The sequence below is a fragment of the Clostridioides sp. LIBA-6822 genome (assembly GCF_056688955.1).
Genome location: NZ_CP196995.1, coordinates 202614 through 222812, shown reverse-complemented (window position 1 = coordinate 222812; position 20199 = coordinate 202614). Strand labels below are relative to the sequence as shown.

General features: G+C 28.5%; 16 protein-coding genes, 1 pseudogene and 1 riboswitch. Of the genes and pseudogenes, 3 read left to right on the top strand and 14 right to left on the bottom strand.

What is annotated here, in order from left to right:
• Positions 1–515: 515 nt before the first annotated feature.
• The 3 genes from ACTG48_RS01385 (at position 516) to ACTG48_RS01375 (ending at position 5502) form a co-directional block, all read left to right on the top strand.
• Entirely contained in the window at positions 516–2528 is a 2013-nt protein-coding gene (locus tag ACTG48_RS01385) for a sigma-54 interaction domain-containing protein (protein ID WP_479917900.1), read from the top strand.
• Between the two features lie 367 nt (positions 2529–2895).
• Positions 2896–4116 (top strand): M20 metallopeptidase family protein, encoded by a 1221-nt coding sequence (locus ACTG48_RS01380; RefSeq protein ID WP_479917899.1) that lies wholly within the window; start codon positions 2896–2898, stop codon positions 4114–4116.
• Between the two features lie 36 nt (positions 4117–4152).
• Positions 4153–5502, top strand: a complete 1350-nt coding sequence (locus tag ACTG48_RS01375) for an APC family permease (RefSeq protein ID WP_479917898.1) — start codon at positions 4153–4155, stop codon at positions 5500–5502.
• An 84-nt stretch (positions 5503–5586) separates the two neighbouring features.
• Here the strand turns inward: ACTG48_RS01375 and ACTG48_RS01370 are convergent, their stop codons facing one another.
• The 14 genes and pseudogenes from ACTG48_RS01370 to ACTG48_RS01305 form a co-directional block, all read right to left on the bottom strand.
• Entirely contained in the window at positions 5587–6054 is a 468-nt protein-coding gene (locus tag ACTG48_RS01370; RefSeq protein ID WP_479917897.1) for a VOC family protein, read from the bottom strand.
• Positions 6055–6537: 483 nt separating this feature from the next.
• Positions 6538–7500 (bottom strand): CPBP family intramembrane glutamic endopeptidase, encoded by a 963-nt coding sequence (locus tag ACTG48_RS01365; protein WP_021382583.1) that lies wholly within the window; start codon positions 7498–7500, stop codon positions 6538–6540.
• 292 nt (positions 7501–7792) lie between these two features.
• Positions 7793–8743: a 4-hydroxyphenylacetate decarboxylase activase gene (gene hpdA / locus ACTG48_RS01360; RefSeq protein ID WP_021382581.1), complete on the bottom strand. Its 951-nt coding sequence runs from the start codon at positions 8741–8743 to the stop codon at positions 7793–7795.
• A complete protein-coding gene (gene hpdC, locus ACTG48_RS01355; protein WP_021382584.1) occupies positions 8736–8993 on the bottom strand; it encodes a 4-hydroxyphenylacetate decarboxylase small subunit in 258 nt (85 codons plus the stop codon). The genes hpdA and hpdC overlap by 8 nt, the downstream gene beginning before the upstream one ends.
• Before the next feature lie 3 nt (positions 8994–8996).
• Positions 8997–11705, bottom strand: coding sequence for a 4-hydroxyphenylacetate decarboxylase large subunit (hpdB, locus tag ACTG48_RS01350; RefSeq protein WP_021382585.1), 2709 nt, complete (start codon positions 11703–11705; stop codon positions 8997–8999).
• Between the two features lie 295 nt (positions 11706–12000).
• Positions 12001–13017 (bottom strand): tRNA (adenosine(37)-N6)-threonylcarbamoyltransferase complex transferase subunit TsaD, encoded by a 1017-nt coding sequence (tsaD, locus tag ACTG48_RS01345; protein WP_479917896.1) that lies wholly within the window; start codon positions 13015–13017, stop codon positions 12001–12003.
• 5 nt (positions 13018–13022) lie between these two features.
• Positions 13023–13286: pseudogene (gene rimI, locus ACTG48_RS01340) on the bottom strand (ribosomal protein S18-alanine N-acetyltransferase); the annotation flags it as partial.
• 120 nt (positions 13287–13406) lie between these two features.
• On the bottom strand, positions 13407–14516 hold the full coding sequence (gene tnpB, locus ACTG48_RS01335) for an IS200/IS605 family element RNA-guided endonuclease TnpB (protein ID WP_479917895.1): 1110 nt from the start codon (positions 14514–14516) through the stop codon (positions 13407–13409).
• A gap of 582 nt (positions 14517–15098) precedes the next feature.
• Positions 15099–15320, bottom strand: a complete 222-nt coding sequence (locus ACTG48_RS01330; protein ID WP_021382561.1) for a GNAT family N-acetyltransferase — start codon at positions 15318–15320, stop codon at positions 15099–15101.
• Positions 15310–16026 carry a tRNA (adenosine(37)-N6)-threonylcarbamoyltransferase complex dimerization subunit type 1 TsaB gene (gene tsaB / locus ACTG48_RS01325; RefSeq protein WP_021382564.1) on the bottom strand — a complete coding sequence of 239 codons (717 nt, stop codon included), beginning with the start codon at positions 16024–16026 and terminating at the stop codon, positions 15310–15312. The genes ACTG48_RS01330 and tsaB overlap by 11 nt, the downstream gene beginning before the upstream one ends.
• Entirely contained in the window at positions 16026–16478 is a 453-nt protein-coding gene (gene tsaE / locus ACTG48_RS01320) for a tRNA (adenosine(37)-N6)-threonylcarbamoyltransferase complex ATPase subunit type 1 TsaE (RefSeq protein ID WP_479917894.1), read from the bottom strand. The genes tsaB and tsaE overlap by 1 nt, the downstream gene beginning before the upstream one ends.
• A gap of 128 nt (positions 16479–16606) precedes the next feature.
• Positions 16607–17647 carry a DUF4116 domain-containing protein gene (locus ACTG48_RS01315; protein ID WP_479917893.1) on the bottom strand — a complete coding sequence of 347 codons (1041 nt, stop codon included), beginning with the start codon at positions 17645–17647 and terminating at the stop codon, positions 16607–16609.
• Positions 17648–17983: 336 nt separating this feature from the next.
• Positions 17984–18589 carry an ECF transporter S component gene (locus ACTG48_RS01310; RefSeq protein WP_169469729.1) on the bottom strand — a complete coding sequence of 202 codons (606 nt, stop codon included), beginning with the start codon at positions 18587–18589 and terminating at the stop codon, positions 17984–17986.
• Between the two features lie 123 nt (positions 18590–18712).
• A riboswitch (FMN riboswitch) is annotated at positions 18713–18830 on the bottom strand.
• Between the two features lie 59 nt (positions 18831–18889).
• Positions 18890–20056 carry an amidohydrolase gene (locus ACTG48_RS01305; RefSeq protein WP_479917892.1) on the bottom strand — a complete coding sequence of 389 codons (1167 nt, stop codon included), beginning with the start codon at positions 20054–20056 and terminating at the stop codon, positions 18890–18892.
• Positions 20057–20199 lie beyond the last annotated feature (143 nt).

The following is a 20199-nucleotide window of genomic DNA, read 5'->3' as shown; positions in this document are numbered from 1 at the left end:
GCTGACTACTTTAGCTACTAACTCACGACTAAAGTCACGAGTGTGCGTAGCTATTTTTTAATCAAAGTTCTCCTTTATAGTATATTGTATAAAATATTTTAATTTATATTATTTTTAATAAAAGATGCTATTACTGTTAAATTAGTCTTGACAAATTTATTCTACTCACGCAGAATAAACTTATACATATATATTTTCATATATTATTTATTTTAATACAATTCTATATTTATGAAATTATTTTATCAATAGAATTTATTAAAATAAATTTTTTAGGTGTATATTATAATTTAATCGAATAGAAATGAAAAATATACATACAGTTTGAATTTTAAGCAACAATTAGGGGGATTTGGTGACAAGATTTAATTATAAGAAAGAAAGTGTCTTAAGGCGACTTTTATAAAGTCATGGATAGACACTTTCTTTTTTATTTGATAAATTTAAATTACCAGAATCATATAGCTCTATACAACCTTTTTGTTAGAGACTATTTATTATATAAGGAGAAGTTAATGAAAAAATCAGTGGCATTGGTAAATGATAGTAGAAAAGATTTAATAGATTTTTTAGAAAATAATTTGAAATTAGTTTTTGGAGATTATATAAATATTAACAGATACTTTATAGATGAAATAAATGATAATGATATTATAAATGATGATGTGATACTAGTAATGTCAGTAGAAAGATTAGATAAAATTATAAATAATATATTAGATAAGAAAAAAGTTATTGTTATAAGAAGAACTTTTAAGGAAGATAAAATATATAATTTATTATCTTTACCACAAGGTACAAATGCTCTAATCGTAAACGATTCTGATGAAACTACTCTAGAAACCATAAGTTTGTTTTATAAAATTGGAGTAACTAATATCAGACCAATTCCATATATGAATGACAATAACTATAAGGATATAAAGATAGCTATAACTCCAGGAGTTCCAGAAAAAGTGCCTAGCTTTATCTCAGATATATTTGACTTGGGTCATAGATATATAGATATATCCACTTTTATAGAAATAATAAACTTATTACAAATTGATTCAAAAGAAATACAATCTAATCTAGTTAAATATTCAGAAGAGATAATAAGTTTAGATACTGGTATAAAAGATAAATATAAGGAACTATTCTTAAAAATAGAAGAATTAGATACAATATTAAACTTATCAAAGGATGGTATACTATTTACTTCAAAAGATGGTGAAATAAATACATATAATAGTAAGGTAAAAGATATTTTAGACATAAAAGAAGATATATATGGAAAACACATTGAGGAAATATTTATAGATAGTTTAAAAGTTTTATTGAATGAACAAGAGATACTAGACAAAGTTATTATATTCAATAAAAAATATATAAATGTAAATAAAAAAAATATATACAATAGAGATGAAAAAATGGGTACATACTATAGTTTACAAGAAATAACATACATAAAAAAACTAGAACAAAATCTCACTAAGAAGTTAAGAGAAAAAGGACAAATAGCAAAATACACATTTAAGGATATAAAAACAAATAGCTCCAAGATGATTGAATGCATCGAATTAGCTAAGAAGGTTTCTAAATCTGATTTAAGTATACTTATTAGAGGCGAAAGTGGAACTGGTAAAGAACTAATAGCTCAATCTATACATAATAATTCAAATAGAAAAAATCAGCCCTTTATAGCAGTAAATTGTGCAGCTGTTCCTGAGAATTTACTAGAAAGTCAGTTATTTGGATATGATAAGGGAACTTTTACTGGTGGTCTAAAAGATGGAAAGCAAGGACTATTCGAACTTGCTAATAACGGGACAATTTTCTTAGATGAAATAGGCGATATGCCCTTAGAATTACAAACAAAACTACTTCGAGTTCTTCAAGAAAAACAAATAATGCCAGTTGGTTCTCACAATGTAATTAATATAGATGTTAGAATCATATCTGCTACAAACAAGAACTTAGAACAAATGATTGATAAGAGGCAGTTTAGGGAGGATTTATATTATAGATTAAATACAATACCAATAAATATCCCTCCTCTAAGAGAAAGAAAAGAAGATATATTAATTATTATGGAAGATTTAATTAACAAGAAATTAGTAATTACACCAGAGGCGAAAAAACTTATACAAAACTATAAGTGGAAAGGCAATATAAGGGAACTTCAAAATGTAACATCTTATTTAAATATTATGTGTGATAATATTATATTAGAAAAAGATTTACCCCCAAATTTAAGAACTTTAGATAACAAAAATTCATCATTGAAATTAAAATATAATAAGAATGATATATTAAATATACTCGAGATATTAATTTTAAATAAGGAATCAGATGTTGGAATTGGTAGAGGATTAATTTTAAAGACATTACTAGATAAAAATATCCAAATTACAGAAGGTAAAATTAAAAAAATATTTGAATATCTAAAAAAAGAAGAACTTATAATTTGTGGTTCAGGCAGATATGGAAGTAAAATAACTCAACAAGGAGAAGACTTTTACAATAAATTAAAATATGAAAGTTTATAAATTTATAATATATTAAACAAAGAAATCTATTCAGGTGCAAGACGCTTCCTCAATAGATTTTTTATTTTGCAGATATGTAAATATAGTACATTATTTTGCATGTAATTAATAGGAATTAATAGGAATAGGATAAATTTAATAATTCCTATTATCTTTATATAGATTAATATATAAGATTATTCTTATCTAGAACAATATTTTTTTCCGAAAACTGCAATAAAATAATCATTTTTTATATTTTGCCAACAAACAAATGATTATTTTAATTCAAAATTCTTATAAAAAACAAATTTTATTCGTTAAAAATTATGGCATAATAATTGCTACTATATTAACCAAACAATAAAAAGTAATTGGAGGAATAAAAATGCAACAGGCTTTAAAATTAGAATATCAAAATAAAGAACTGGGAAAAGATTTTGTAATAGAAAGTTGTAATTCTATAAAACCTTGGCTAATAAATGTAAGAAGAGAATTGCACAAAATTCCAGAATTAGCTCTTGAAGAAAACCTTACCAAACAAAAAGCCATTTCTTACTTAAAAGAAATAGGAATTGATTATATGGAATTTACAAAACATAATGGGATTATGGCATATATTTTAAAAGAAAATGCAGATAAAACTATTTGTATAAGAGCGGATATGGATGCCCTTCCTATAGAAGAAGAAAATAATATACCTTATAAATCAATACATTCTGGAAAAATGCATGCTTGTGGTCATGATGCACATACAACTATGCTACTTGGAGCATGTAAAGTTTTACATTCAATAAAAGATAAATTAAATGTAAATGTAAAGTTCTTATTTCAGCCAGCAGAGGAAGGTTTTGGAGGAGCAAAATTCTTAGTTGAAGATGGATGTTTAGAAAATCCTAAAGCTGATTATATATTTGGGCTTCATGTTATGCCACATATTGAAACAGGATTTATTGAAACAAAATATGATACATTAAATGCTAGTGTTGACACTATAAAAATAAATGTCAAGGGTAAAAGAGCTCATGGTGCATATCCTGAAAATGGTATTGACGCAATAGTTACAGCTTCACAAATTGTTACATCATTACAAACTATAATAAGTAGAAACTTAGAACCAAATAATGCTGCTGTTTTAACTATAGGTAAAATATATGGTGGAGATGCACACAATGTAATATGTGAAGATGTAAAACTAGAAGGTACTTTAAGAACTTTAAATAGCAAAACGAGAAACTTTATGATTGATAAGATATCTAAAATTGTTGAAGATACGGCTTCTGCATTTGGCTGTATTGGGACATTGCATGTAAGTGATGAAAATTATCCCGCTGTTATAAATGAAAAAGAATTAGTAGACACTGTTATCTCAAGTACTAAAAAATTACTTGGAGAGGAAAAATTTATATTGAGACCAAACCCTTCTTTAGGTGGGGAAGATTTTTCTTTTTACACAGAACATTGCAAAGGAGCATTCTTTCACTTAGGATGTAAAAGTGAGAAAAAGGGGTTAACTTCACCTCTGCATACCTCTAGCTTCAATATAGATGAGGATTGTCTACCAATAGGTGTTATGATGCATGTAATGAATACTTTATATTTTAATTAGTGCGATAATTAATAAAAGAATAGGAGATAAATTAATATGGAAAAAGCTAAAAAATTAGGGTTATTTAGTATGATATTATTAGGAATTAATAGTATAATAGGTTCAGGTATATTCTTACTACCAGGTAAAGTTTATAATCTAGCAAGTCAAAACAGTATATTTATATATATTTTTGCTACAATTCTAGTTCTATCAATACTTTTATGTTTTGCAGAAGTTGGAAGTATGTTTGATAAAAATGGAGGTGCATATCTATATTCCAAAAAAGCTTTTGGAGATTTTATAGGTTTTGAAGTTGGTACCATGTCTTGGGTTATAAGAATTATATCATGGTCTACTCTAGCAGTAGGATTTGCAACAGCTTTAGGTTCATTTTGGCCAGAAGCTGCAACTGAATACAAGGGCTATATAGCAGCATTGCTAGTAACACTACTTTCTATAAATAGCTTATTTGGAATTAAAAGCACAAAGATAATGAATAACGTAATAACTATAGCTAAATTAGTACCATTAATAGTTTTTGTAATAGTCGGAATATTCTTTATAAAATTTGGAAATATTGTCCCTTCTGGTAATGTAGTTAACTCTAGTGTAGGACCAGCTATCATATTGGTATTTTACGCATTTACTGGATTTGAATCATTTATTGTAGCAAGTGGAGAGATGGAAAATCCCAAAAAGAATCTTCCAATTGCCTTAATAACTACTATATTTATATGTGCAATAATTTATATTTTAATTCAAGTTGTCTGTATGGGTATACTTGGAGATAAACTATTTGAAAATAGTATTCCAATTGCAGATGCTTCAAGTGTATTTTTAGGTAACTATGGTAAGGTCTTTATATCTGTAGCAACATTAATCTCTATATTTGGAATAAATATAGGTTCTTCAATAGTAACTCCTAAATGTGGTTCTTCTCTAGCAGAAGAAGGTTCTCTTCCAGCATTTATAGGAAAAACAAATAAATATGATGCTCCATATGTAGCAATAATAATATCTTTAATTTGTTGTATACCACTTGTACTGACTGGAAGTTTTGAACAGCTTGCAGTAATGAGTGTAATTGCAAGATTTGCTCAGTATATACCAACTTGTTTATCAGTAATAGTTTTAAGAAAAAGAACAGACATTCAAGCTTCTTTTAAGATTCCATTTGGACCTGTTATACCAACAGTAGCTATTTTAGGTAGCTTATGGTTGCTACAGCAAGCTTGGGCAGAAGATATGGCAAAACCTATAACTCAAAATAGAGTTTTAATAGGATTAGGAGCAATGTTATTAATAGCACCTCTATACATAATTATGAAAAAAAATAAGGGTATTGAGTATGAAGATAAATCAGAAGATTCAAAATTATATATTTCTGGAGAAAAAATTCAATAACATTTTATAAACTCATTATGAAAAGTAATAAATAAAGGCGAAAGCATAGATTAGCTGACGCCTTTATTTTAATATAATCTATGCCTAGTTTAAAACTGATTCAATATATTCAACAGTTACATCCATTCTTTTGGCTACCTCATCCATTGAAAGTCCACTATCTAAAAAACGTCTACACACAGATGACATAGTTTCCCCAACCTCAATAATATGCTTATCTAAATCATAAAATCTAATTGCTCTTTGACCCCAACTATGTTCTACAGCCAGATGAACATAATCTATATCTTTCATTGTACTCAATCTTTCAACAAAAGTATCAAAATATTCTTCCTCAAAATATAACTCAGCATCATTTCCTTTGAATTTAACTTCATTGTCACTCTTATTAATAAACTCTAACCAAAGTTTTTTTTCTTGTAATGATATATCACCTTCTAATACAACATTTTCTCCAAAATCACAGATTACCTTTAATCCTAAAACATCATAATAAAACTTTTTTGATTTCTCAATATCTTCAACCACTATTAAAGCATTTAAAAATTTCATATTACCTCCTTGATATATGTATATTTTATTTATATTGTATAAGTAAAATTAAACTATGTAGATTTCAATAAAATATGGTATAAATAAAAAAATATAAGTCTTATTGAAATAATTGAGTCGATTATATCATATAATATACATTTAATCTTGTAAAAAACAGACATCTATAAATAAACTATATACTTTTGTACCTTTTATTTATAATTTCTATAAAATTAGTCACTTAAAGATATGTAAAAAAAGTTTATATTAAGCTAATAGACAAATAAAAAGAATAACAACTATTTATGTCTTATTAGTTGCTATTCTTTATTTTACTTGAATATAAGGTATTATTTTATATAAATATTTTCAAATTGACTGTGTTATAAAGAAATACTACTAATGTGTAAATCCATACACACCTTTATTAGTATCATCTCTACCAAATAACATAATTTACCTGTAATAGTATTGATTTATTTTAAAATTTATACTAATTAACTAATTCTTGATATTGTGCATATTTACTTTATTACTAATAAAATCATACTTAGAATCTCTATAGTAATACCATACAAATATAAAACTAAGTATGTTAATAAAAGTAGTCAAAATCCCACCTTCAATACCAAACATACCACCATTTAATAGATTACTATTAGTAATTTGTGTAGTTATAATCCCTGGGACTTGAAGTCCACTAACAGGCATACCATATATAATTCCTTGGAATACATTCCATGTAAAATGATAGCCTATACACATCCATATATTTGAGGATTTTATAAACATATATGAGAAAAGGATTCCAACAATTATAATATTAACTATAGATAAAAATGTAACATCAGGATTTGATATATGAATCAATCCAAAAACAACAGATGGAACAATCATTATAAAATAAATATTGTTACATCTCCGTAAAACTGCCATTAAAAAACCACGATTTAAAATTTCTTCTGCAAAAGCAACTACAATAAAGACAGCTATCCAGGAAACTGTTAAAAGTGAAAGTTTTGGTACCCATGAAACAACATGCCCTCCACCAATTGTTATTGTTATAATAAAAACTATTGTACAATTGACTATTCCTAACAACATTCCCACATATCCTTCTTTTTTCTTAACCCTATAAGAATGTAATCCCATTTCACTAATAGGATGTTTCATAATAAATCTCCATACAATTATTGGAATAATAATCATAAGAGCATCTGTTAGAATTTGAAATACAATTGGTAAACAAACATCATTTAGCCAATTAGCATATTCCGAAAAATAGTTTGTTTTTGGATTAATATCACCTGTAGCAATCAAAATTTTTCGTAATATTTGTATAAGTATAGAACTTGAATAATACTGAAGTATGTAAAAGGTAGCCATAACGGCTATAATAATCCACCCTGAACGTACTTTTTTGTCTTTGTTCTTAATAAAAAAGTTGTTCCATAATTTGTTCATATAGATATCTTCCTCCTAATTATTATTTTTGGTTGTTTCTAATACAGATTATATTAAATTTTTTCATAGTAATATTTTACCATAAGGCTTCTACTACTATAAAGTAAACATAATAGGTGTTCTAGTCATAATTTAAGCTATACAAAATAGATATTTAGGTATAAATTTGAAGCAATCTTTATGGATATTAAGTAATATATAAAACTTTACTTGATTATTTTTACACAAAAAAGGATGTCACTCTAACTTTTAGTGTGACATCCTTTTTAATTAAAATTTATGGCATTTACTTTTAAAAAGCTGTCTCATGACCAACATAACAAGCTATACCATTATCCAAAAATATATCTTGTAATTCTTCAAGATGCTCTTCATCAACATCTCCCTTATCAGAATACTCATACTCCTTGCCTAATTGAATCCACTTTGATTCTCCTAGCCTATGAAATGGTAACAAGTTAATCTCTACCAAATTATTTTTGTGCATAAAAGATATAATATCACTTATATTTTCAGTACCATCATTAAATCCTCCTATGACTGGCACTCTAAGTACCAATCTTCCTTTCCAGTCAGAGTTAGCAAGATTTGATACGTTTTCCAATATTAAATCATTATACACACCAGTTTGCTCTTTGTGTTTTTCTCTATCCATATGCTTTATATCAATAAATGCAAAATCAATATCTTTAAATATTTTATTAAAAACTTCATTGGAAACACATGCACTTGTTTCAATAGCAGTGTGCACATTTATCTCATGACATTTCAATAATACTTCATGTAAAAATTCATGTTGAAGTAGTGGCTCTCCCCCACTAAATGTTACTCCTCCATTACTTCTCCAGTTGTTAGAATCACGTTTAATTACTCTTATAAGCTCATCTACAGTATAAGGTTTTGCACATAGCTTAAACGCATTATAATAACATGAGTTGACACATTCAAAACTTTCACAGTCTTTACATATGTTCCAATCTATGGTTGGCTTATTATCAAGATTAAAACTCAATGCACCTTTTTTACATTTGCCATGGCATACAGTACACCCATCTTCATATTTACAAGATAACTCACTAAACATCATATGTGGTCTTACAGTCCAACTTTCAGGATTTGCACACCATTTACAACTAAGTGGACATCCATTTAAAAATACTGTTGTTCTGCAACCTGGTCCATCATGGACTGAAAAGCTTTGTACATCAAAAATCATGCCTTCTAGTTGATTTTGACTACTCATTAAACGTATGTCCTTCACAAGTAATTGCATTTAATGTTGAATATACCCAGTCTTCCCTTTCAAGACCAACACATTTGCCTATACCTTCATCATTAACATCAATAAAATTTTTACAATTTTTACATTTTGGCATTGTTTTTATTTCTTCACAAGCTTCATCATCTAAGTTAAGCATTTGTTTTGATAATCTACAAATTCCTTTAGTAGCATCTACTGCACAAAAATTCATACAATCACTATGTTTTTTCATATTTTACACCCCTTCATACTCTGTTCTAGCAATTACTTCGTCCTGTATTGGTTTTCCTAATTCACACCAGTATTGAGTGAATCCAGCAACACGCACCATTAATTGACGATAATTATCAGGATTTTTCTGTGCCTCTTTTAATGTTTTTGAATCCACAACATTGTATTGTATATGGAAGCCACCTTTTCTTAAGTAACTTCTTGTTAAGTCTAATAATTTTTTAGTACCTTGTTGTCCTTTAATAGTTGTTGGGTGAAGTTTTAAATTCATTTGAGAATTTTGAACTACCGCTTGGTCCCAAATAGTTGCAGACTCAAATAATGCATAAACACCATTTTTATCAGTTCCTGCATATGCAGAAACTGAACCATCTGAATATGTTGTCCCACTTAATCTACCATCTGGAGTAGCTAAAGTAGCAGCTCCTTGTGGACCGTGTGTAGAAACAGATATTTGACAAGGGTACATCTTTTTAGCATATAAAGATTGTGCTTCTTCACATACTTTTGCTAACCATATTTCATAGTTTTTAAGAATGCTATCTGCATATAAATCATTATTTCCATATTTAGGTGCATCAAGACAGGCCTTGTAAATAGCATCATATTTACCAGTTTCATCTACTTTTACTTGGTCTGCCATAGAATAATTTCCAACTTCTAAAGCATCTTTAAATCCAAAGTTATTCAAAATAGCCTCTTTCATTTCTTCAAGTGTAAAAGATTTGTCATCATATACAAGTTTTTTAAGTGCTGCAAATGAATTAACCATAGTAACAGTACCGCAAGTCTCTACATTTAATGTTGCATTATAACGATATCCCATATTTCCTATATGTTGACCTTTGTCTAAACAATCTGGCTTTAATAGTGAATTTATTACAGAGGTATCAAACTTTCTCCATATATCTAGCTCAATATTATTTGCTCTTTCAAGAACATTTATTGCTTGTTTATAATAATCTTTAAATACTTCTACAACCTCTTCATATGTATCTAGAGGTTTATTATGAGGTTCAAATACTTGTACATTCATACGATGGTCTTTACCATTCATAAGAACAAGTTCTAATATTTTAGGATTAGCTAAAAAATGTACTCCAGAACCAGCTGTTTGCCCTGCTCCACCTGCTATAGAATATGTTTTTCCATTTAAAGTTAACTGTTTCCAACATCCTGGAGATGTTTCTAGACATCCACCTAATGCAAAAGCTCTAGCTTCTTCAACAGTCATACCTTCATCAGCAAATTGTCTCATCATAAAAGTTGTTCCATTTGAGTTGTTTACCCATGCTGGATAACCAGAACCAAGCTTTGTACATTCAACAGCTTTCATTAGGAAATCTTCTGGAAGTTTTTCATCGTACAACATAGTTAAACTAGGTTGAGGAGTTCTACATCTCATACTTGCTTCTAATAGTAATTCTTCTAATTCATTTGCTCCTGTAGAACCATCTTCTCTTAATCCACCTATAGATAATGTATTAAATGTATTTCCTGATAATACTCCTCCATTTACACCTGCTGAAGCAAAACAGTCAATACAAGTAATCTTTATTCTATAAAGTTCTAATAATTCAATTACTTCTTCTTTTGTAATTATTCCTTTTTCTATATCTTGCTCATACCAAGGATATAAGATTTGACCAAAACGACCTATAGACATACCAGATATAGCATCTTCGTTTACTGATGCTATATGAATTGTATAAGTCAATTGAAGCGCTTCCCTAAATGTACGAGGTTGTTTGTGTGCAATATGTTCTAATATTTCCACTAAATCTGAATATTCTTTTTTAGCTTCCAAATCTTTTTCTATACTCTCTAAATATTTTGCATGTTTTGCATAATTTAAAATCCAAGTTTGTAATCCTTCAATAACTTGAACAACTGCTTCATAGAAATATAGACGGTCCATTCCAATAAGTCCATCTCCAGATGCGTTTCCTGCAACTGCTTTCTTACATTCTTTTGCCATTTCTATGATTCCATCTAATCCATAATTCAAAGGATAAAAATAATTTATAACTTCTCTACCTTGAGGAAGTGTATATCCTGAATCAAACATACAAATAAGCGTACTCATTAATTTTTCTTTTAAATCATAATCTGGCATCATTTTCTCATAATGAAAACCTACATCTTCAACTGATCTTCCAACCCATTCTTTAGCCATTTTTACAAGTACAGGTACTTCTTCTTTTCTCATTCCAAACTTACCAGCTATTGAAACAACATTTCCAAAACTTTCAGTTACATTTCCCCCACCAGAACCAAATTTTGTAAGTTCATCTGCTGTATTACTAGCCAACTTATTTGCTTCTTCCTTCATTTGTTCACCTTGAGCTACGAAGAAACTTTCACTTACCCAAGGCATTGGGAATGACCCTCTATAGTGGCGTGTTTTTTGCATTACTATTTTCTCGCCTGGTATTATATTTGGTGTCATATGAGAAAAAGCAGATTTAAGAGCCTTAGCTCTTCTAACTACAGGTATATCACCATCTGATTTTCTATATTCTCTATTATACCAATATGGAAATTCCATATCAGCTGTAGATAATGTATTATAATATACATTTAATAAATCATCAGCTCTTTTACTTGCCTTTTTTTCACTAAATTCATCTAAATTTTCTTTATCTTGAAAATTTGCCTTAATATTTTTTGCTTCTAAAATACTTCTTATCTTGTCTTCTTTACTTTGACTCATTTCTTCCCCTCCTTAATCTTTCTATAATTAGTATAAGACTTTTTAATAGGAGAAAAAAAGGGTACATTACCCACTTTTTAAAATAATCTTTCTACAAAAAAATAAACTTGAAGCAAATTCAGACTAAAGATGACCTTTATATTCTAAACACGTTGCAATTCATTAGAATATAAATGTTATACATAGTTTTACTTCAAGTTTTAATATATACTATATTTATTTTTATTATATTCAATTTTACTTCTAGTTACTTTTTTGAAACAAATCCTTAATATACTTATAAATTTAGTTTATATTACTGATTTATCTTTAAATTTGGAACTGCATTCAAACTCATATCATGTGTTTTACCATTTATAAAATTATAATATCCTGCACACCCTATCATAGCTGCATTATCTGTGCATAAAATTAGAGGAGGATATTTAACAATTATCCCACTATTTTTTGCAAGCTCTGTTATTTTAGCTCTTAGACCCGAATTGGAAGCAACTCCACCAGAAAGGGTTATAATATCATAGCCTTTATCTTTTGCTGCTTTTAGTGCTTTAGTCGATAAAACTTCTACTACAGCTTCTTGAAAAGATGCTGCTACATCTTCAACTATTATTTCTTCATTCTTCATTCTTTTTCCATTTAGATAATTTAATACAGAAGATTTTAATCCACTAAAACTAAAGTCGTAGCTATCTTCTTCTAAATAAGCTCTTGGAAATTCTATAGCATGTTTATTTCCTTTTTTAGCGAGATTATCAATAATTGGACCTCCTGGATAACCTAAATTCATTGCTCTTGAAATCTTATCAAATGCCTCTCCAGATGCATCATCTCTAGTTTTTCCTAAAATTTCATACTTACCATAGTCTTTGACTTCAACCAAGTGAGTATGACCTCCAGATACTATTAATGTTATAAAAGGAGGTTTCAAATCCTTGTGCTCTATATAATTTGCACTTAGATGACCTTCTATATGATTTACTCCTACAAGTGGTATATTCAAAGTATATGCAAGTGCTTTAGCATAAGATAAGCCTACTAGCAAGGCTCCTACTAGACCAGGTCCATATGTAACTGCAATATGGTCTATGTCATTAAATCCTACATTTGCTTTATCTAAAGCTTCCTGAACAACTATATCAATATTTTCCACATGTTTTCTTGAAGCTACCTCTGGAACTACACCACCAAATTTTTTATGTGTCTCTATTTGAGTAGAGATTATGTTTGAAAGTACGTCTCTACCATTTTTTAAAACTGATGCAGCTGTTTCATCACAACTACTTTCTATAGCTAATGTTATTATATCACTCATAAACTCTACACCTCTTTTAATTGGTTCCACATTATAATTGCATCTTCTTTATTATCACTGTAGTATTCTTTTCTTATTCCACCCATTTTAAATCCATATTTTCTATATAAATTTTGTGCTATTTTATTTGATGCTCTAACTTCTAGTGTCATAGATGCAATATTATTATCTTTGCATAAATCAACTATACCTTTTATTAACTTATCTCCTATTTTTTTGCCTCTATAGTCACTATGAACAGCCACATTATTTATATGCCCCTCCTGAACCTCCCATGACTAAAGTCACAGGGTTCCTGCTTCATAGAATTTTGCATACTAAAATATGTCTTACCAATTCTCCACAAGCTATCCCCGTAGTTCCTACGGTTCTTACATAAGTTATTTATTTTAAACTGTCATTAGTCTTAGTCCTTCTTTTAGTATATTTATACTTGCATTTATATCTCTATTGTGAGTTACATTACAACAAGGACAAATCCATTCTCTTATATTTAAATTCTTCATTTCCTCGTTTTTGTACCCACATTTATTACATATTTGTGAACTTGCAAAGAATTTACCTACTTTTACAATTTGTCTACCATACCAATTAGCCTTGTATTCTAATTGACGGACAAATTCTGACCATGACACATCAGAAATAGAGCGAGATAGTTTATGATTTTTAGTCATATTCTTTACTTGTAAATCCTCTATGCAAATAATATCATTCTCTCGTATTAATTTAGTAGATAGTTTTTGTAGAAAATCCTCTCGACAATTAGCTATATGTTCTTGAAGTCTTGCAACTTTTAACCTTGCTTTATTTCTATTTAAACTACCAATTGTTTTTCTTGATAATTCTCTTTGTAATTTTGCAAGTTTGTTTAATGACTTCTGAAGATACTTAGGATTTTCTATAAATTCTCCACAACTTGAGATACAAAATTCTTTAATTCCTAAATCTAAACCTATCTGACTATTAGTATTTTCAAATGCTTTAATATCTATATCAGTACAACATAATGATACATAATATTTACCACTTGGTTCTTTGGATACTGTAGCATTAAGTATTCTCCCTTGAGGTACTTGTTTATCCCTTACTTTGATCATACCAAGTTTAGGTAATTTTATATATTGACCAAGGTGCATAATATTTTCATTTGTAAAGTTAGTTCTATATGAAAACCTATTAGTTTTCTTTGATTTAAATTTAGGAAATCCTGCATTTTCTTTAAAGAATTTTTTATATGCGTTTTCTAAATCTTTTAAGGTGTTTTGTAGTGAAAATTTGTCAGGTTCTTTAAGCCACTCTAATTCCTTTTTTAAATTGGTCAAATCAGAACTACACTGTTTATAAGTAAAAATGTCTTTATCGTTTTCATAAACTTCTATTTTTTTAGCAAGATATTTATTATATACAAATCTACAACATCCAAAAGTTTTATTAATTAACTCTTGCTGTTTTTTATTTGGATACATTCTAAACTTATATGACTTTTCCACTACTATCACCTCACTTTACTTGTTTTTTCTGATTATTCATCACCCATCATAATATTAACATTTAAAACAAGTATTTTGAAGGTTTTCATATTTATTTTTTAAATAACATATATAAGAACTGTAAGCCCTTAACTTTTATCATTTTTGAGGTTGTCGTTCACATAAGTTCGCTACTACCTATGCAGTTCTCTTATGAACTTCTTACATTTTCATGCAAGCACAGACTATATCTTATCCTTCGGCATTATCCGTTAAGGTCTACCCACTTCCACTACCAATAGCTTGTAGTGTACTTCCCTCAAGAGGAATAGTCGTTGAAGTTTCTCCTATTCGGAGCTTACCTGCTGATTGCCCATTTTAAAGTACTTAGGGTTTAACCTTATACCATCTAACCAATTTTTTCTACTTTCGTAACTTTCACACTTAGGTTTATTTCATCCTTATGTTTTAGTTTAGTTAGCTTTAGGGGTTTCCAGCAATTCAAGTAGTATTGGATAGGTTCTTTCCTATCTCTACATATAAGTTTCCCTATATGCTGACTACTTTAGCTACTAACTCACGACTAAAGTCACGAGTGTGCGTAGCTATTTTTTAATCAAGTATAAGCCAAATTCCCACGTATCCAACAACTTTTCCATCTAGTTTAGCTACTATATACCTTGCTACTTCATTAGATAACTCTTTTCTAAAAGATTCTTTTGACCAATAATCTTCAAAACAATTTTTTTCTACTTCAAAAACTTCATCTATATCTTTAATAGTCATTTCTTCTATTTTTATATCATCTACTATTAGTTTTGTATTATCTTTCATCATTTAGCCTCTTCATTTTTTCATCGTATTGTACCTCAGCTTGAGATTTTCTGATATACATAGGATTTATTGTATAACAAGTATGTACATCTATATTTTTATTATATTTACTTAATGCCAAAGAGCATAAGCTTCCTGCATTAGATACATTATTAGCTGGTGATGGTATTTTTACATTTTTTATATTTTCTAACTTATCTTTATACTTATATACCGCTTCTCCAACTACTATAAATTCTTCATCACTTGATACTATTTCCTCTAATAAAGTATCAAATTCCACAACATTAACACCCTCTAATTCTATTAGCTCTCCATTTTCAAGTTTATATTTAGCTGAATAGACTTGATTCTTCTGCGCATCTAATATACAACATATCTTCCTATCACATAGATTCATGTTATTTGCTAGAGATTCTAAAGAATTCACTGCTATTATTGGTATATTATTTACATGAGCCATAGCTTTTACTGTGGCCATACCTATTCTAAGACCTGTAAATGACCCAGGCCCTATACATACAGCTAATAAATCCATATCTTTTATACTTAAATCACTCATGTTCAACATACTTTCTATCATTGGCATAAGTTTTTGCGAATGAGTTTTCTTGTTGTTCACTGTAAACTCACATATTAAGTTATCATCTTCTACAACTGATACACTTGCTGCCATAGAAGATGTATCCATACCTAGTATTTTCATTATTTAGTCAACTCCTCAACTATTTCTTTGTAAAAATCTCCTTTTGGAGTTAATATCATTTCTCTTCCATCATCTTTATACTTTAATTCTATATTTAAATATTCCTCTGGAAGTATATCTTCTATTAGATTAGCCCATTCGATTATGCAAATTCCCTTTGAATTTATATATTCATCATATCCAATATCATACATTTCATCACTGCTACCTATTCTGTAAACATCAAAATGATACAAAGATATTTTGCCTTCATATTCATTTATTATAGTAAAAGTTGGACTTGTTATATAATCTTTTATACCTAATGAATCTGCTAAGCTTTGTGTCATTGTAGTTTTCCCAGCCCCTAAATCTCCTACTAAACAGATAACACTACCTTCTTTCAAAAGTTTACCTAATTTATATCCTATTTCTCTAGTTTTATTTTCATTTTCTAAATATATTTTTGCCATCAATTCATCTCCATTTTGATATAATCGTCATGTGAATTTATATCACTGCTTAATTAATTATAGTATAAGCCTAGACTATTATAAAGTACTTCTATTTATCTTTTTTTATTGATGGCCATATCTAGACATTATATACAGTCTTCAATAATAATTTTTATATACTCTTTTGCCTTACAACTTTGCTTTAAAGCTTCTTTGCATATTTTCTCAGATTGCTCTTTTACATACTTAAGAGACTTATAATTCTCTTTCACTGCTTCAATACACATTTTTTCTGTCTGATTTTTTATATACATTAACATCTTACCATTTTGTCTTACAATCTCTATACATATATCTTCTGTATAATTATCTATGTAACTTAACACATCTTTAATATTATATTTTTTATCTAAATATCTTATAGCCTTTATACATATTTCCTCTGTTTTATTATTAACAAATTGCAGACTTCTTCCATCTTGTTTGACAGCTTCCATACATATTTCATCTTTTTGTTTGTTTACATATTGCAGTGCCATACCATTTTGATTTACAGCTTCCATACACATCTTATCTGTTTGATTTTTTACATATTGTAATGCTTTATAGTTTTGCTTAATCGCTTCTATACATAGTTCTTCACTCTGTTCTCTAACATATGCAAGACACCTACCATCTTTTTTAATTGCTTCTAAACATATACTTCTTGTTTGAACCTCTAAAGCTTTTAGTATACTTACAACATCTATATTTGAAGAATATCTTATTGCTTTTATAATAAGCTTCTCTGTCTGGTTTCTTACATACTTAAGTGCATTACAATCCTTTTTTATAGCTTCAAGACATATATACTCTGTTTGTTCTTTTACATATTTTAGTGCTTTATAGTTATACCTTATTGCCTCTAAACATAATTCTTCTGTTTGCTTTTTTACATACTCTAGGGCTTTATAGTTTTGCCTTATCGCTAGAATACACATCCCATCAGTTTGATTTTTTATATTTTTTAATTCACGATAATCATACTTTACACTTTCCATATTTTCAATGTATTCATTTGTAATATACTTTAAAGGCATTTTCAACTCTTCGTTATCAACACTTATATGAATATTTTCCCAATTACTATTAAAATAATACCCTTTATCATCTAAAAATAATTTTTTCAATTTTTTAGATATACTCATCTATCTACACCCCTATCATTATTAAATTAGATATTATTAAAAAATTAAGCATAAATCTTTATTTATTTTTTATAATATCTTTATTTTTTATTTATTATGAATTCGCTCTGTGTATTATAGATACCTTTTTAGTATTTTAATAGTTAATCGTTTTAATTCTTCCTTTATTTTAAAAATTAAATTTGCCTAAATATTTCTTATTTTATATACAATTTTTGATAAATTAATAAAGCCATAATCTATTTAATATATCAATCACAATATAGGACCGAAGTTATAAATAAATTATGGCTATTCAATACATTTAATTTTAAAATTTTATATTTTCTTGTCTAATTATTTTTTTATTACATTTCCCATTTTTTTATAAAGTGGTAATGTTACTAAAGATATTATAACAGCCTTTAATACATTAAATGGAGCTATCATCCAAATTACAAAAGTAAATAAATCATGAACTTGAGGATTTATAGCTGAGCCTAGGCCTATTATAGCATCTAGTCCCATTAATTGCCCATAAAGTGGCAGCATTACAAAATAATTTACCAATGAACCAATTATAGTCATAGCTATTGTCCCTAATACAAATCCAATTACTACACCCTTTAAATCTTTACTTCTCTTATATGAATAACAAAGTATAAGTACATAAGAACCACCAATTAATATATTTGCAAATTCTCCTACTCCTCCAGTTGTTGTTGCTGTTATCATTTGTAGTATATTTTTTACTACAACTACACCAAATCCAACCAATGGTCCTAAAGACATACCACCAAATATTGCTGGGATATCTGATAAGTCAATTTTTAAGAAATCTGGAAAAATACCTGGTATTGGTGCTTGAATAAACATCAATAAATAAGATATTGCAGATAAAATTGACATAACCACCAAAGTTCTTGTTGAAATCATATTACCTCTTTTTACTGTATTTTGCATAACTACTTTCCTCCTAATCAATAGTTTATATTTTTTAGGAAAAACAAAAAACTCGAAGATCCTATCTTCGAGTTTTTATGGATATAGTTTAAACAAACTAAAATAAACTTATTTATATTCCATAAATATCTTCTCTCATCCAGACTTTACTGTCGGCTTTGGAATCTCACCAAATCAACCACCTAAGTAGTTCGCGGGCTATACCGCCGGTAGGGAATTTCGCCCTGCCCCGAAGATCTTCTTTGATTTTTTAATTTTCCTTACACTCTTATATTAGTTAATTTTTTAATAATTGTCAAGTTATTTTTTCTCATATACTACTTTGCCATTTATTATAGTGTAAAGTACATTACTTTGAATCTCTAGTGGAGAATTGTCCCAAATTACTATATCTGCATCTTTGCCAACCTCTATGGAGCCTACTTTGTCTCCTATTCCTAAAGCTGTAGCTGGATTTATTGTAATTGATTCTATTGCTTTTTCTTCTTTCATACCATGTTTAACTGCTATGCCTGCACATATTGGAAGATATTGAACTGGTATTACTGGATGGTCTGTCATTATACATACATCAAGACCTGCATTTGAAAGTATTCCAGCTGTACTAAATGTCAGATTTCTAAGTTCAAATTTAGACCTTTCTGACAAAGATGGACCTACTATCACAGGAAATCCTTCTTCTACTAATTCATCTACAATAAGATGGCCCTCTGTACAATGGTCTAATGTAAGTTTTAAGTTAAATTCTTTTGCAATTCTTATTGCTGTAAACATATCATCAGCTCTATGAGCATGTGCCTTGAAAGGAATTTCTCTTCTCAGCACAGGTATTAAACTTTCCATTTTTATGTCATATTCAGGCTTTTCACAGTCTTCATCATCATGACTTTCATATAAATCAATCTCTTCTAGATATTCTTCCGCCTTTTTTAAATTTTCTCTAAGCAAGGCTGCTATAGCCATCCTAGTTTGAGGAGATTTATCATCTTGACCATAGCAACTTTTTGGATTTTCTCCAAATGCTATTTTAGATGCAACTGGATTTTTTATTACCATTTTATCAATTCTTTTTCCATGTGTTTTTATAGCTATACATTGACCTCCCATAACATTTGCACTTCCAGGTGTTGTACAAACAGAAGTTATACCACCCTCAAAAGCTTCTTTAAATGTTCTATCCATTGGATTGATTCCATCTATAGGATTTAATTGTGGTGTTATTGGGTCAGTTTCTTCATTTCCATCTGCCCCTTCAAAACCTATCCCATCTTCCCATAGACCCAAATGAGTATGAGCATCTATAAATCCAGGGAACACAAGTTTATTACTTGCATCTATTATATCTGCATCTAATGGTGCTATTAAGTCTTCTCCTATTTCTATTATTTTTCCTTCATCTATAAGGATATCGCCTTTAATTATTCCATTTGTTATGGTGTTTATTTTACCATTTTTTATAAAAATCATTCATTTTCCTCCTGATTTTCAAGACTATCTTACTTCTTTTTAACATTGTTTTTTACAATATACTTTTTTAATTTTTGATACTCATACCTACTATAAGTTGTATTTACAAATATAGAATTCAAAATAACAATACATAAACTTGT

Bases quoted from the DNA above. Each gene is read 5' to 3' on its own strand.
- ACTG48_RS01385 (WP_479917900.1), top strand. From the start codon at position 516: ATGAAAAAATCAGTGGCATTGGTAAATGATAGTAGAAAAGATTTAATA.
- ACTG48_RS01380 (WP_479917899.1), top strand. From the start codon at position 2,896: ATGCAACAGGCTTTAAAATTAGAATATCAAAATAAAGAACTGGGAAAA.
- ACTG48_RS01375 (WP_479917898.1), top strand. From the start codon at position 4,153: ATGGAAAAAGCTAAAAAATTAGGGTTATTTAGTATGATATTATTAGGA.
- ACTG48_RS01370 (WP_479917897.1), bottom strand. From the start codon at position 6,054: ATGAAATTTTTAAATGCTTTAATAGTGGTTGAAGATATTGAGAAATCA.
- ACTG48_RS01365 (WP_021382583.1), bottom strand. From the start codon at position 7,500: ATGAACAAATTATGGAACAACTTTTTTATTAAGAACAAAGACAAAAAA.
- hpdA (WP_021382581.1), bottom strand. From the start codon at position 8,743: ATGAGTAGTCAAAATCAACTAGAAGGCATGATTTTTGATGTACAAAGC.
- hpdC (WP_021382584.1), bottom strand. From the start codon at position 8,993: ATGAAAAAACATAGTGATTGTATGAATTTTTGTGCAGTAGATGCTACT.
- hpdB (WP_021382585.1), bottom strand. From the start codon at position 11,705: ATGAGTCAAAGTAAAGAAGACAAGATAAGAAGTATTTTAGAAGCAAAA.
- tsaD (WP_479917896.1), bottom strand. From the start codon at position 13,017: ATGAGTGATATAATAACATTAGCTATAGAAAGTAGTTGTGATGAAACA.
- ACTG48_RS01330 (WP_021382561.1), bottom strand. From the start codon at position 15,320: ATGAAAGATAATACAAAACTAATAGTAGATGATATAAAAATAGAAGAA.
- tsaB (WP_021382564.1), bottom strand. From the start codon at position 16,026: ATGAAAATACTAGGTATGGATACATCTTCTATGGCAGCAAGTGTATCA.
- tsaE (WP_479917894.1), bottom strand. From the start codon at position 16,478: ATGGCAAAAATATATTTAGAAAATGAAAATAAAACTAGAGAAATAGGA.
- ACTG48_RS01315 (WP_479917893.1), bottom strand. From the start codon at position 17,647: ATGAGTATATCTAAAAAATTGAAAAAATTATTTTTAGATGATAAAGGG.
- ACTG48_RS01310 (WP_169469729.1), bottom strand. From the start codon at position 18,589: ATGCAAAATACAGTAAAAAGAGGTAATATGATTTCAACAAGAACTTTG.
- ACTG48_RS01305 (WP_479917892.1), bottom strand. From the start codon at position 20,056: ATGATTTTTATAAAAAATGGTAAAATAAACACCATAACAAATGGAATA.